Genomic DNA, 12,399 nt, shown 5'->3' with positions numbered 1-12,399 from the left:
TAACTTCTATTATAACACAACAGCATATTAATTGCGCGTATTTAATCTTCTTTCTTCCTGACGAATTAATAATAAGGCTGTTTGATAGACTTCCATCTCAATCATTCGCGATTTAAATAGTTCCTTAATCTCGTCCTCAATTAGTTCTAAATCACCAAGGCGATCACCTGTATAAATGTATATCCCAAATTGCTTTAATAAATCATAAATATCAATCATTGTTTTCATCTTCGTCTATTCCTCCGATTTGCGGGCAAGTATACGTTGTTTATCTGTCAAAATAATATTTACAGGCATGTCATGTGATTCTGTAGGAACCTGTTCTGTTACTTGTTCATCAAAGGCAAGGGATATTTTTTCGCCTAAATAGTCCACTAAATAACGATCGTAATAGCCCCCACCAAATCCTACTCGGTATCCTGCTTTATTAAAAACGATTCCTGGTACGATGATAACATCAATTTCTCGCTTCGAAATATAATTTGTTTGTGTAAGGATTGGCTCCTCAATTCCAAAATAAACGATTTCTAACTGATTGAAGTTGTCAATCCTATAAAATTCCATCTCATGCGTCTGTGATTGACACTTTGGTACGGCGACCGTTTTCCCAAGCTGCCAAAGAGCTTGTATGATTTCACGTGTTTCCACTTCAGGAAACCGAGACATCGTCACAGCAATCGTTTTTCCTTCTACAATGGAAGGTTCTCGCAATAAACGTTGTTGAATAAGACGTGAACGATGCAAATAAGTGGCTTCATCCATTTGCTTTAAACGTCGTCTCATCTCATTACGTAGTATTTTTTTATCCACTATGCTCGCAACCTTTCCACTTTTAGCAATAACCACTCACATCAAAATAACGCGAGTTAGTGTGTGATGCAAATACTTTCCCTATCTATACAAACTAAAAGCCAAAACCACAAGTGGCTTTGGCTAATAGAGCGATTACTTCGTTTCACGGTGAAGAGTGTATTTCTTCTCGCGAGAGCAATATTTTTTAAGTTCAAGACGCTCTGGATTGTTACGCTTGTTCTTTTTAGAAATGTAGTTACGTTCGCCGCAATCTGTGCAAGCTAAAGTAATGTTTACGCGCATCATTAACCCTCCCACTCTAATTCAAGAATTATCATTAAAAATTTGAGCATGATTTATACGACTTACCCATTATACCACATTCTTTAAAAAAATCTAGCATCAAATCATACTAAGTTTTGTTATAATAATTTTATCTTCATTCAGTTAGCATTTGAATAGAGTCGATTGTACAAACACAGTTCAATTCACGATTTAGACGCAGTTACGCCGAGGTGGAATTGCTTAAAATTGACTACAAATAGGAGGGACTATTCATGGACATATCATTAATCGTCATGGGCGTTGGGATTATTTTTATCATCTTATCATTTTTCTTTAAAGATTCTTCTAAACAGCTAGAAAAAGACTTAGAGGAACTATCGATTAGCATATACCAAGAAACAAATAGCATGAAACGTCGGTTGAAAATCGTAGAGGAGGAATTGTTACTGGAACCAAGTTTCAAAGTACAATCACCTAAAACACAAGCAAAAAAGGACCCGATGGCAACATTCCAACAAGTGGCTGCGCAAGTAAAAGCAACGCAAACTGTACAACAACCTATGCAACGAGCAACTACTCAACCTGTACATAGCATTTTAGTGAGTCAAGTAATTGAGCTCAATAAACAAGGGTTGTCCATTGAAGAAATTAGTAAGCGCTCGACATTAACCCCAGAACAAATTCAAGGTATTTTAGCGAATGGGGGCGTATAAATGAAAAAAACATTGCGTGGCATTGGAATCGGCTTATTTTTAGCAGGCGCCTTATTTACACTACTAGGTCGAATCGATCAGCCGATTTCAGAAGAAAAGGCATCTACATATAAAGAAAAAATCGCTCAACTTGAACAGCAATTAGCAGAGGCAAACGAACAAATTACACGGTTACAAGATCCTACAACAGACAAACCAATAGAAGTTACAAGTGAAGAAAAAGACAACACACAAACAAATGAAACTAAAGATGAAGATGTAGTATATGGCACCGTTATCATTTATGAAGGTGTTAGTTTATACGATATCGGCAAGCAGGCGGAAGATGCAGGGATTATTAAAAATGGGCGTGAACTCGAATTATATTTAGCCAAACCAGAATATGCACGTTCCATTCAAAAAGGACATTTTGAACTCCATTCTGATATGACGTTAGAACAAATGGCCAAAACACTGACAGGTAAAAAAGTCGAATAATTGAAACCATTAACTAAAAATCATTTCGTCACTACATAATAGAAAGAAGAATTTGATGGGATATATTCATAAAGGCACAAAAGAGTTTAAAAAAACGAATTTGGCACTTTTTGCAGCAGGATTTATTACATTTGCTAATTTATATATTACACAACCATTATTGCCCGCCTTTTCAAAAGAGTTTCATATTACACCTGCAACAGCGAGCCTATCACTATCTATCGCCACTGTCACACTCGCTTTTAGTCTTATTTTATTTGGCTCGCTTTCTGAAGCATGGGGTCGTAAAAAGATTATGACCATTTCAATTATCATCTCTTCCTTATTAACACTCCTGTTAGCATTTAGCCCATCATTTGAATCGCTTCTTATATTGCGTGGGGTACAAGGCTTTGTGTTAGCAGGAGTCCCCGCCATTGCAATGGCTTATTTAGGGGAAGAAATGGACCCATCCAGTCTAGGTGTGGCAATGGGGCTTTATATTAGTGGAAATTCCATCGGCGGTTTAGCTGGAAGAATTATTATGGGCACAATGACAGACTTTTTTACTTGGCGAATCGGGCTTATTTCCCTTGGTGTCTTAAGTATTTTCATTTGCTTGTACTTTGTGTGGGCTCTACCACCATCCAAACATTTCAAAGCACGGCCACTAAAGTTAAAAGCATTAACAAAATCATTATTTCAGCATGTAAAAGACCCTGGTTTAATGAGTTTATTCGGTATTGCCTTTATGCTCATGGGAAGCTTTGTGACATTATTTAACTACATCAGCTATAAGCTATTAGACGAGCCGTATTCACTTAGCGCAACAGTCGTTGGCTGGATTTTTATTGTCTATTTAGTAGGCACTTTTAGTTCGACGTGGTTTGGTAGCTTATCCGATCGTTTTGGTCGCCAAAAAGTATTAATTGTTGGAATCATGATTATGTTTTGTGGTGCACTACTCACCTTACCGATTAGCTTATTTACTAAAATCATCGGCATTACGATTTTCACATTCGGCTTTTTCGGTGCCCATTCTATTGCGAGTGGCGCTGTTAGTTTCCGCGCTAAGAAAGATAAAGCCCAAGCTTCTTCCCTCTACTTGTTTGCCTATTACTTTGGTTCGAGTATCGGCGGAACAACAGGCGGTTTTTTCTGGCTACACTACGGTTGGAATGGGATTGTTGCTTTTATTGCTCTTTTCCTTGTTACTGCCAGTTTGTTCGCGATTGCTTATCGGACAATTTCAAAAAAAGAAGAAGCTTTAGCACGACACTAAAGCTTCTTTTTTATTCCCCTCGAACCCAGCTTAACCCTAGCGTACCTTCACCTGTTAGTGCGCCAACCACCGCCGACAGTTCTGTTATGATAAAGTTGATATTTGGATAACTCACTTCTAATTCTTTTTTCCATGCGAGTGCACCTTCTACATTATTCGTATGAATAACTGCTACTTCCGTGACAGATGACTCTGTTAACGCTTTATCTAAAAGATCTGTAATCGCCTTTTTCGCACGCTTTTCCGCACGTACTTTTTGCGTTACGACACAAACACCTTTATCATAAGAAATGACTAACTTAATGTTTAATAAATTACTTAAAAACATCGCCGTTCCGGATACTCGCCCACTTTTATGTAGCTTTTCTAAGTTGGCTGGTATGAATGATAATTCCGAACGTGGACACAATGCTTCAATTTCAGCTACAATTTCTTCAGGAGTAGCACCTTGTTTTTCAAGTTCAAATCCTTTTTCCAGCATTTTTTGCATTGGATATGATCCAATCATCGAATCAATGGTATAGGATGTAAAGCCCGCTTGCTGTGCTGCCATTGGTGCACTAGAAGCCGTACCTGATTGCCGACCCGACGTATGAATCGCAATCGCTACATCATACCCTTGCTCCTTTAAGCTTTCATATAGAGCAACATGCTCCCCAAAATTAGGTTGTGACGATGTCGGATGTACTTTTGTAGCACGTAGCTTTTCGTAAAATTCTTTATGTGTAATATCGATCGTTTCTCGATATGCCCCTTCTTCAAACACAATATTTAACGGCAAAACATGTACATTATGTTGTGCGATAAACGCTGGTGTCAATAATGCACCTGTATCTGTAACCCATGCAATCTTTGTCAAAATGTATGAATCTCCTTGTTGTATATAATTATCGTTCTTCACTTTATAAAATGAAAGCGTTTGCGTATAGTGACAATTGTCATGTATGAATAATTTTCTCGTTATCTCGACATACTTTCGACATTTTTTCATAAAACATATCATTTTACAAACAAATTTACATCGTATACGATGTAATTGAGGGAGGAATGAGACGTATGATGCAAAAATTAGAGCACCAGCTTTGCTTTGAAGTATATAAAGCAGCCAATCAATTTACGAAGCTATATGCGAAAACGTTAGCGCCATTCGGTTTAACATATCCTCAATACTTAGTACTTCTTGCATTATGGGAAGAAGATCAACAAACTACTTCTTCATTGTGCGAAAAGCTTTGTCTAGGTATCGGTACATTAAACCCCGTACTACAAAAGCTTGTTGAAAAACATTGGGTACAAAAAACACCCTCGTCACAAGATAAACGCGCAGCCCATTTTTCGCTTACATCTTTCGCAAAAGAAACGCAACCTAAAATTGAACAGGCGATCATCCATAAACTATTTTGCTCTGATTTCCTCCTGAGTGAAGGACCAGCATTAAAAGAACATGTACATCAATTAAATGACTTTCTAGCAAGGATGAACAAGGGGGAAATGTAATGTCAATTTATAATATTGAGGTAACAACGGATACTGGGGAAACATACACACTCGAACGTTATAAAGGTAAAACAATGCTCATCGTGAATACGGCGACGAAGTGTGGTCTAGTTGGGCAATTTGAAGGGTTAGAAGCATTATATAAAAAATACGCAAACCGTGATTTTGTTGTACTTGGCTTTCCATCCAATCAATTTAAACAGGAAGTCGGTACTGCCGATCAAGCCTCTCAAGCGTGCCGTTTAACATACGGTGTGACATTTCCGATGCATGAAATTGTCAAAGTAAACGGTGAAGATGCCCACCCACTATTCAAGCTCGTCACAGAAGAAACAAAAGGGCTACTTGGGAAAAAGGTAAAATGGAATTTCACAAAGTTTTTAGTCGATAAACAAGGAAACATTATTAAACGATTTGGCCCAACCGATAAACCAACAAAATTTGAAAAAGAAATTGAAAAATATTTATAAGATGAGAAAGGCGAGGTTGCTAAGTGACAACCTCGCCTAATTATTATTTTACTGTTAACTTTTTCTCGCGGAACACTTCTTGCGCAATAGTGAGCGCATTTTGTACCCGCGGGAAACCAATATACGGCACAAGTTGTAATAGTGCCTCAACAATTTCCTTCGGTGTCAATCCCGCATGTAAACCGCGCGTAATATGCGTTTTCGTTTGCGGTGCAGCCCCTTGTGTGACAACGGCTGTAATGACAACGAGCGCGCGCTTTTTCTTGCCTAACCCTTCACGTGAATAAATATCCCCGTACGCGAACTCGACAATCATTTTGCGTAAATCTGGCGCGATATCGGCTAAAGCATCTGATTGGACCATTTGCTTGAGCGCATCCTCTGTTACATAGTTTTTCATCGTTTCTAATCCCTTTTGAAAACGATCCATCTTCATCCCCTCCACGTGAATTTTACCATAAAGGAGGCTGCTGTTCTTCACTTTCTTTCGTAAAGTACGTTGTGTAAGGGAATATATAAATCAATGTAAACACTATATAAGCAATCACATAGCAAATACTCAGCCATACAGGTATACCAAAATTTGTGATAAACATTGCTATTGGTATGCCCATATATATAATAGCAAAGTTAGCTTGACTTTTTTTACGGTCCACATATGCTCCTTCTCCGCAACTTGAACACTTTTCAAACTTCCCGTAGAAGCTCTTCTTCCATATTTCTTTTCTCGAATAGACTACCCCACAGTGCGGGCATACGCTACGTTCATTATCCCGTGTACTTAATAGTTGCCAGCAACAAATATTCACCCAAAGCAAAACCACAACTAATATTTGAAGTATCATGACAACATTCGTTGTATTTAACACAATAAAGACAATAGCTAATGTCGTACTAAAAATGCACGCTAGTATTAACCATAATTGTTTATGTTGAATTTTATATTGTAACGAACGAAAAATACTGTATTTTTGCATACGTTTTACTTTTAATGCTACAAACATGACGGATAAATAGGCACCTGTATGTAATAACATCGTAAAAGTAAGTAAAATAATTACTTCCTTTGTCATTATGTTAGTCGTTTTTTCTGCATCCGTCGTCGCGGTATGGATGCTGTTTCCAGTCGGAGTTACTTCTAACCATACTAATAATAGAGCTAATAGCACAAAGGCTGGCGTAATAATGGGTACGAACGATTTGTTTTTCGTTGACTTTGGTAACGGCTGCTTGACGATTTGCTTCATCTTTTCCTTCTGCATTTTTGTCAACGACAGTTGATTTAATTCTTGCTTCCATTTAGACATCTCGCAGTACCTCCCATTCACTTTCAAGTAATAACGGTTTTAATTTTGCGCGGGCACGTTGTAATCTCGTCTTGACGGTCGAAATGCTCAATTTACATAACTCCGCTATTTCAGCTACTTGTAAGTCTTCATAATAATAGAGCAATAGTACTTCACGATATTTCACAGGCAATCTTAGAACGGCAGCTGTTATTTCTCCTTTTTCTTCCTTGTGAATGGCTTCTATATCAGCCCCTCGCACATTTGTAAATGTTTCAACAAGTAATGCCTTTTTATTTTTCCAACTCCGTAAATAATCATAGCTACGATTAATCGTCATTTTCGTTAAATACGTTTTCATCGAAGCACGCCCATCATATTGCTGTGTTTGATAGTACTTCCAAAACACATCTTGTACGACTTCTTCCGCAACTTTTTCATCTTTTGTATAAATAAAAGCGATGCGATATAAATAATCACTATATGTATCGATTAACTCCTCAATCATTGACTACACCTCTTTTCACTCCTTATACGGAATAAGTGACAGCTAGGACTCAAAATTTCAAAAAAATAAAAAGGCATACGTCATTCCACGTATACCTTCTACTTTAAGGTTCAAAACTTTTTAACGCATCCTTCGCCAGCTGCTGTAAGTCCCCTGATGCCATCGCAATATGCTCAACTGCATTTGCGACAACGATTTTCGAATAAAACGGAAGCTTCGGTACCACTTTTTCAAGTAGTACTTGCTTCAATTCATCGTCCTGTGATAGCAAGCCTTCTTCAATATACGGTGTACTTTCAGTCGGAATTTGATTTAATAACTGTAAAGCCGTATGTTGAAGCGTATCATCTTTTAATGCTTCCAGGATCATCGCTATATTGGCGGTTACTTCTGACATCGGTGCTTGCTTTAATGCTTCGATTTTTTCACGTTCCATTTCCTCACCTCTTAAACTCGTCTTAAAAATGCCGCTACCATCTCTTGACCTGTTTCAGTCCCAATCGATTCAGGGTGGAATTGTAAGCCAAACACTGGATACGCCTTATGTTGAATCGCCATAATTTCACCGTCATCACTCGATGTTGCCATTACTTCAAAGTCAGCGTGTAGCGTTTTCGGGTCAATAATTAACGAGTGATAGCGCATCACTTCCACCTCACCTGCAAAGTTTTCAAATAAACCGCGCTTGTCGTACGTCAATGTACTTGTTTTCCCGTGCATAATATGAGTCGCTCTGACAACATCTCCACCGAACGCCTCACCAATTGCTTGATGTCCAAGACAAATACCTAAAATCGGGAACTCTGTATACAATTCACGAATAATATCAACCGTCATCCCTGCTTCCGCTGGTGTACCTGGTCCTGGGGATAAAACAATGGCATCTGGCTTCATCTTGCGAATATCCTCAATGGTTAACGCATCATTACGAACGACCTTTACTTCTGGTCCTTGTGAGGCAATTTGATGGTATAAATTATAAGTGAATGAATCATAATTATCGATTAATAAAATCATTTTCGCACCTCCAGCAATGCACGCGCCTTATTTAACGTTTCTTCGTATTCAGACTCCGATACAGAATCATACACAATACCAGCGCCTGCCTGCACATACGCTTTCCCGTCTTTGACAATCATTGTGCGGATGGCAAGCGCTAAATCCATGTTGCCTGTTGTAGAAATGTAGCCAATCGCGCCTGCATACACACCACGTTTTTTCTGCTCTAACGTATTAATAATTTGCATAGCACGAATTTTCGGTGCCCCTGATACTGTACCTGCTGGCAAACTCGATGCGAGTACATCGATCACATGTGCATCCTCTCGTAAGTCGCCAACCACTTCCGATACGATATGCATGACATATTTGTAACGTTCAATATTCATATATTTCGTCACACGAACCGACCCAATTTTTGACACGCGCCCTACATCATTGCGTCCAAGATCAACTAGCATTTTATGCTCCGCAATTTCCTTTTCATCGGCTAATAATGCAGCGGCAATCGATTCGTCTTCTGCTTTTGTTTTTCCGCGCGGCTTCGTACCTGCAATCGGATTTGTCGTAACGACACCATGTTGGACTTTCACTAAACTTTCGGGGGATGTACCTAAAATCGTATAGTCACCAAACTCCACATAAAACATATAAGGAGATGGATTATTGGCCCGTAATTTTCGATACAACCCAAATGGATTGCCGTTAAAATGTGCCTCGAACGTTTGAGATAACACTACCTGAAAAATATCACCGTTACGAATATGTTCTTTTGCCGTTTCAACCATTTCGATAAAGTGTTGTTTTTCAATCGTTGTTTGGAATGAAATCGCTGGCGGCTCTTGAATCGACTGTACTTGTTGTGTATTTAACTGTGCTTCAATTTGCGCAATCGCTTGCTCCATATTCTCTTGTGTTCTGCCTGTTTGGAATAAATCAATCGCTGCCACCGTTACAGTTTGCAATAAATGATCAATCACAATAAATGTATCATAGAAAAACACATGCACATCCGGCATATCGTACACATCATTCACGATTTCACCGATTCGTTCAAAATGAAAAGCCGTCTCATATCCGAAATAACCAATGGCTCCTCCAAAAAAAGCAAATGGATAATCGCCTGTGCGCATTGGAAGACATTTTTTTAACTGTTCTAATACTGATCTATTTAACTTAGTCGTTTCACTATTTTGCGTATAGGTGCACGTCGTTTTACCGCCTTTCAATTCAGCAATTGGATTTACAGCGATAAACGAATAACGTCCACTCTCTTCATATTTCGTATTCGATTCAAATAAAACTTTGTGCTCACCTTGTAGTGCATTAAAAATGGAAATAGGTGTTAACGTATCCCCTTGAATTGTCCGCACTACATAATCTTTCGTCTCAACTGTCATCTCAACTATCCTCTCTCAGCTAATTTTGCACGCATACAAAAAGGCTCTCCGCGTTAAAGGACGGAGAGCCGTGGTGCCACCTTCATTGACTACTTAGAAAAACACCAATCCACGAACATAAAACGAGATTGTGCCTTTACTTATACAGATACCTATCCGCTAAAAGTAGTCCACTTTTATGCTCGTAACGTGAGCGTAACGGCGAAGCATTTCCTCCTCGCAGCTAGAAAACCCATTCATGCTATACTCTGCACTAGCTTCCACCAACCGCTAGCTCTCTTTAGCTTCCTATAACACTACTCTTTTTCATTATCGCTTTTACTTACAACTTATTTTAATATAAAATTTCTTATTATTCAAACTATTTATAAAAGGAACAAAAAAGATTTAGTGTAACTGGTTCGTACATAACAATAAATACTATTTACGTCTAACTACTTGCCAAAGCATGACAAATGAGACTGCTTTTGTGAAAATTTAATTTGATATTATCGTTCAAATTTTACGCATTCGGGAAAAACACTTTATCTAAAAATAAAAGCGATGATGCTTCAAATTGTTTTTCATCTAACACAATCGCTGAAAGCTCAATACGGCGTAATTGTAATTCGTGAATCACTTCTTCTAAAATGGCGGACGGTTCAAATGTATTAGCCGTTATCAATAGAAATTCTCCGCCTCGTTTCGCCTCATATTGATCAAAAAGCTGAAGTGCTTGCTTATAAAGTACTGCCATATTCGTATGTTCTTTTACTTTTATATGTTGCACACCTTTGACGGCGGTTGGTAAAAGGCTTCCATGTGGAAATAAAAATCGCTCGTCTTCTGTGAGTACAATGCAATCCCGTTGCTGTATCGCACATAATTCTAAAAGTGGGAACATCAATCCTTGTGCTTGAATTTCAAAGCTCCCTATAGCTCGTGATGTATCTAACCCTATAATTAATGGGGCAATGACATCCCGTTTTTGTCGGAACGGTTCATATGTAGCCTCTCCTTCCGTTACGACAGCTGCTATTTTCCCTATACGAGTTTGAAAATCTGCAGCAATGGCCAGCGCCGTTCTAAATTGTGCATCGTCTGCAAACTGCTGTAAAAATGCTTGTTGTTCTTCTTCCATTAGTTGCTGAAACATTTTGCTACTATATAAAAAATGGTACACATCATCGTAAAATAATGTCCTCACCTTATTGTCACACACCTTATGTTCAAAATGGAGTTATTAGTTCATCAAATAAACTTGTACAAGCGTGGCATCTACAGTTACTTCTTTTAAATACGTGAACGCCGATCAAATACATGTTCTCCATGAGCTCTTACTAACAAGCTACTACATACAAATAAAATGGATGCTAGACTAAACAGAATAATCCCTGGGACAATATAATGAAGCAATAATAAAACAATACTTACACTTAACACAATTCCCCCTATGATTAAACATGCTACACTATCTTTCATTCATCCGCTCTCCTTCCAAAAGACATTAATTTATTACCCTGTTTTTCTAACTTTCAAACAGTTTATGCAATAATTTCTCCTTCGACATACGGTATGCCCAAATAAAAAAATATTATGCTTTTTATTTTTTGAAACTTTTTCCACGTTCCATCCGTATATAAGATTGAACTAAATTAAAGGAGATGGATTTGTATGAAGAAAAAGTTATTTATCGGAATGGCTATTGGATCAGCTGTACTTGTTGCTGGATGTGGTAATACAGCAACCGTTCAAGAAAATACATCAAACACTTCTGACTTAACACTAGAGCAAGTATTTGAAAAAACAATCGAACGTCAACAAGAAATGAAAAGTGTAAAAGCAGATATGCAAATTTCTCAAGAGATGGAAACGTCAATGGGTGATGAATCATTCGCCATGACATCTAATTCCGAGATGACAATGGAGACAGTCGTCGACCCTATTCAACTATACGCTGAAGGAACAACAGCTATGGTTGATGCTGAATCTGGCGAAGAAATGAAAATGCCCCTTAAAATGTATATGACAGAAAAAGACGGTTTTTATATATATGAAGAAACAATGGGTGGATGGTTTAAAATGCCAAGCGAGCAATACGAAGCCATTCTAGGTCAAGCTGGTATGATGCAAAACGACGCAGCTGAACAATTGCGTCAACTTGAACAATTTGTAAAGGATTTCACCTTCGAACAAACAGATGATAATTTTATTTTAACGCTAAATGCTGAAGGTGACAAATTTATGAACTTTTTACTTGAACAAATACAGTCTACACTAGGAGAAACACCTGAAGAATTAACAACTGGCTTAGAGGGAACAAAAATTGAAAATGCAAAATACGTACTCACAATTGATAAAGAGACATTTGACTTAACGAATATGGTCATGGATATGGCGATGACAATGGATGTGGAAGACATGACAATGAAGATCGACCAAAGCTCTACGATCGACTATTATGATTTCAACTCTATTGACAGCATTACGATTCCACAAGACGTGCTTGACAATGCACAGGAATTAAGTTTTTAACTCGTAATGAGCAAAAATACACCATAAAAATACCAGGTAAATAGTAACAGATATTAAACGAAAACATAATCGTAGCCTCCGCGCTTTGCCACAGCCTACACAGGAGCTAAAACAGGAGTGGCCTGTTTGGATCTCCTGTTCCGGCTCCTGTGGCTATGGCGCGCTACGGCAAATGTGAATATTTCTCGATATTCTAG

General features: G+C 38.2%; 18 protein-coding genes and 1 other annotated feature. Of the genes, 6 read left to right on the top strand and 12 right to left on the bottom strand.

The window, feature by feature from the left end; all coding sequences use genetic code 11:
• Window positions 1–27: 27 nt before the first annotated feature.
• The 3 genes from AAGS61_RS11675 to rpmG all read right to left on the bottom strand — a co-directional run bounded on the left by AAGS61_RS11675 (window position 28) and on the right by rpmG (window position 1,095).
• Window positions 28–228, bottom strand: a complete 201-nt coding sequence (locus AAGS61_RS11675) for a YqgQ family protein (protein WP_391371764.1) — start codon at window positions 226–228, stop codon at window positions 28–30.
• A 6-nt stretch (window positions 229–234) separates the two neighbouring features.
• Complete coding sequence (locus tag AAGS61_RS11670; RefSeq protein WP_391371762.1) at window positions 235–810, bottom strand: 5-formyltetrahydrofolate cyclo-ligase; 576 nt, start codon at window positions 808–810, stop codon at window positions 235–237.
• A 135-nt stretch (window positions 811–945) separates the two neighbouring features.
• A complete protein-coding gene (gene rpmG / locus AAGS61_RS11665) occupies window positions 946–1,095 on the bottom strand; it encodes a 50S ribosomal protein L33 (RefSeq protein WP_008408521.1) in 150 nt (49 codons plus the stop codon).
• 254 nt (window positions 1,096–1,349) lie between these two features.
• On the opposite strand from rpmG, the gene AAGS61_RS11660 reads away from it, so the two are divergent.
• The 3 genes from AAGS61_RS11660 to AAGS61_RS11650 are packed head-to-tail and all read left to right on the top strand — an operon-like array spanning window position 1,350 to window position 3,528.
• Window positions 1,350–1,790, top strand: a complete 441-nt coding sequence (locus AAGS61_RS11660) for a hypothetical protein (protein WP_391371759.1) — start codon at window positions 1,350–1,352, stop codon at window positions 1,788–1,790.
• Entirely contained in the window at window positions 1,791–2,267 is a 477-nt protein-coding gene (locus AAGS61_RS11655) for a hypothetical protein (RefSeq protein WP_391371756.1), read from the top strand. It abuts the gene before it with no gap.
• Window positions 2,268–2,322: 55 nt separating this feature from the next.
• The gene (locus AAGS61_RS11650; protein ID WP_391371753.1) at window positions 2,323–3,528 is read left to right on the top strand and encodes an MFS transporter; all 1,206 of its coding nucleotides are present in this window, start codon (window positions 2,323–2,325) and stop codon (window positions 3,526–3,528) included.
• A gap of 10 nt (window positions 3,529–3,538) precedes the next feature.
• Here the strand turns inward: AAGS61_RS11650 and AAGS61_RS11645 are convergent, their stop codons facing one another.
• Window positions 3,539–4,387 carry a DegV family protein gene (locus AAGS61_RS11645; RefSeq protein ID WP_391371750.1) on the bottom strand — a complete coding sequence of 283 codons (849 nt, stop codon included), beginning with the start codon at window positions 4,385–4,387 and terminating at the stop codon, window positions 3,539–3,541.
• Window positions 4,388–4,584: 197 nt separating this feature from the next.
• Between AAGS61_RS11645 and AAGS61_RS11640 the strand changes: the two genes are divergently transcribed.
• Both AAGS61_RS11640 and AAGS61_RS11635 read left to right on the top strand, forming a co-directional pair.
• Entirely contained in the window at window positions 4,585–5,025 is a 441-nt protein-coding gene (locus AAGS61_RS11640) for a MarR family winged helix-turn-helix transcriptional regulator (RefSeq protein WP_391371748.1), read from the top strand.
• Entirely contained in the window at window positions 5,025–5,495 is a 471-nt protein-coding gene (locus tag AAGS61_RS11635) for a glutathione peroxidase (protein WP_391371745.1), read from the top strand. Before AAGS61_RS11640 ends, AAGS61_RS11635 begins: the two co-directional genes overlap by 1 nt.
• A gap of 43 nt (window positions 5,496–5,538) precedes the next feature.
• On the opposite strand, the gene AAGS61_RS11630 is transcribed toward AAGS61_RS11635, so the two are convergent.
• The 8 genes from AAGS61_RS11630 to AAGS61_RS11595 all read right to left on the bottom strand — a co-directional run bounded on the left by AAGS61_RS11630 (window position 5,539) and on the right by AAGS61_RS11595 (window position 11,149).
• Entirely contained in the window at window positions 5,539–5,925 is a 387-nt protein-coding gene (locus AAGS61_RS11630) for a carboxymuconolactone decarboxylase family protein (RefSeq protein WP_391371742.1), read from the bottom strand.
• Window positions 5,926–5,947: 22 nt separating this feature from the next.
• A complete protein-coding gene (locus AAGS61_RS11625; RefSeq protein ID WP_391371739.1) occupies window positions 5,948–6,802 on the bottom strand; it encodes a hypothetical protein in 855 nt (284 codons plus the stop codon).
• Entirely contained in the window at window positions 6,795–7,289 is a 495-nt protein-coding gene (locus tag AAGS61_RS11620) for an RNA polymerase sigma factor (RefSeq protein ID WP_391371737.1), read from the bottom strand. The genes AAGS61_RS11625 and AAGS61_RS11620 overlap by 8 nt, the downstream gene beginning before the upstream one ends.
• 103 nt (window positions 7,290–7,392) lie before the next feature.
• Window positions 7,393–7,725: a hypothetical protein gene (locus AAGS61_RS11615; RefSeq protein ID WP_391371734.1), complete on the bottom strand. Its 333-nt coding sequence runs from the start codon at window positions 7,723–7,725 to the stop codon at window positions 7,393–7,395.
• 11 nt (window positions 7,726–7,736) lie between these two features.
• On the bottom strand, window positions 7,737–8,306 hold the full coding sequence (locus AAGS61_RS11610; protein ID WP_391371731.1) for an anthranilate synthase component II: 570 nt from the start codon (window positions 8,304–8,306) through the stop codon (window positions 7,737–7,739).
• Window positions 8,303–9,688, bottom strand: coding sequence for an anthranilate synthase component I (trpE, locus tag AAGS61_RS11605; RefSeq protein WP_391371728.1), 1,386 nt, complete (start codon window positions 9,686–9,688; stop codon window positions 8,303–8,305). Before trpE ends, AAGS61_RS11610 begins: the two co-directional genes overlap by 4 nt.
• A gap of 53 nt (window positions 9,689–9,741) precedes the next feature.
• Window positions 9,742–10,010 (bottom strand) — a binding site (T-box leader).
• Window positions 10,011–10,190: 180 nt separating this feature from the next.
• Window positions 10,191–10,874, bottom strand: a complete 684-nt coding sequence (locus AAGS61_RS11600; RefSeq protein WP_391371726.1) for a hypothetical protein — start codon at window positions 10,872–10,874, stop codon at window positions 10,191–10,193.
• A gap of 86 nt (window positions 10,875–10,960) precedes the next feature.
• On the bottom strand, window positions 10,961–11,149 hold the full coding sequence (locus tag AAGS61_RS11595) for a hypothetical protein (protein WP_391371723.1): 189 nt from the start codon (window positions 11,147–11,149) through the stop codon (window positions 10,961–10,963).
• Window positions 11,150–11,341: 192 nt separating this feature from the next.
• On the opposite strand from AAGS61_RS11595, the gene AAGS61_RS11590 reads away from it, so the two are divergent.
• Window positions 11,342–12,202: a DUF6612 family protein gene (locus AAGS61_RS11590; RefSeq protein ID WP_391371720.1), complete on the top strand. Its 861-nt coding sequence runs from the start codon at window positions 11,342–11,344 to the stop codon at window positions 12,200–12,202.
• The last annotated feature ends 197 nt before the right edge of the window (window positions 12,203–12,399 follow it).

The sequence above is a fragment of the Lysinibacillus sp. KU-BSD001 genome, from assembly GCF_042920265.1.
GTDB lineage: Bacteria > Bacillota > Bacilli > Bacillales_A > Planococcaceae > Lysinibacillus_B.
The sequence above is the reverse complement of the archived record's forward strand: the minus strand, read 5'-3'. Positions and strand labels throughout refer to the sequence as shown.

Bases quoted from the DNA above. Each gene is read 5' to 3' on its own strand.
- AAGS61_RS11675 (WP_391371764.1), bottom strand. From the start codon at position 228: ATGAAAACAATGATTGATATTTATGATTTATTAAAGCAATTTGGGATA.
- rpmG (WP_008408521.1), bottom strand. From the start codon at position 1,095: ATGCGCGTAAACATTACTTTAGCTTGCACAGATTGCGGCGAACGTAAC.
- AAGS61_RS11660 (WP_391371759.1), top strand. From the start codon at position 1,350: ATGGACATATCATTAATCGTCATGGGCGTTGGGATTATTTTTATCATC.
- AAGS61_RS11655 (WP_391371756.1), top strand. From the start codon at position 1,791: ATGAAAAAAACATTGCGTGGCATTGGAATCGGCTTATTTTTAGCAGGC.
- AAGS61_RS11650 (WP_391371753.1), top strand. From the start codon at position 2,323: ATGGGATATATTCATAAAGGCACAAAAGAGTTTAAAAAAACGAATTTG.
- AAGS61_RS11640 (WP_391371748.1), top strand. From the start codon at position 4,585: ATGATGCAAAAATTAGAGCACCAGCTTTGCTTTGAAGTATATAAAGCA.
- AAGS61_RS11635 (WP_391371745.1), top strand. From the start codon at position 5,025: ATGTCAATTTATAATATTGAGGTAACAACGGATACTGGGGAAACATAC.
- AAGS61_RS11630 (WP_391371742.1), bottom strand. From the start codon at position 5,925: ATGGATCGTTTTCAAAAGGGATTAGAAACGATGAAAAACTATGTAACA.
- AAGS61_RS11625 (WP_391371739.1), bottom strand. From the start codon at position 6,802: ATGTCTAAATGGAAGCAAGAATTAAATCAACTGTCGTTGACAAAAATG.
- AAGS61_RS11620 (WP_391371737.1), bottom strand. From the start codon at position 7,289: ATGATTGAGGAGTTAATCGATACATATAGTGATTATTTATATCGCATC.
- AAGS61_RS11615 (WP_391371734.1), bottom strand. From the start codon at position 7,725: ATGGAACGTGAAAAAATCGAAGCATTAAAGCAAGCACCGATGTCAGAA.
- AAGS61_RS11610 (WP_391371731.1), bottom strand. From the start codon at position 8,306: ATGATTTTATTAATCGATAATTATGATTCATTCACTTATAATTTATAC.
- trpE (WP_391371728.1), bottom strand. From the start codon at position 9,688: ATGACAGTTGAGACGAAAGATTATGTAGTGCGGACAATTCAAGGGGAT.
- AAGS61_RS11595 (WP_391371723.1), bottom strand. From the start codon at position 11,149: ATGAAAGATAGTGTAGCATGTTTAATCATAGGGGGAATTGTGTTAAGT.
- AAGS61_RS11590 (WP_391371720.1), top strand. From the start codon at position 11,342: ATGAAGAAAAAGTTATTTATCGGAATGGCTATTGGATCAGCTGTACTT.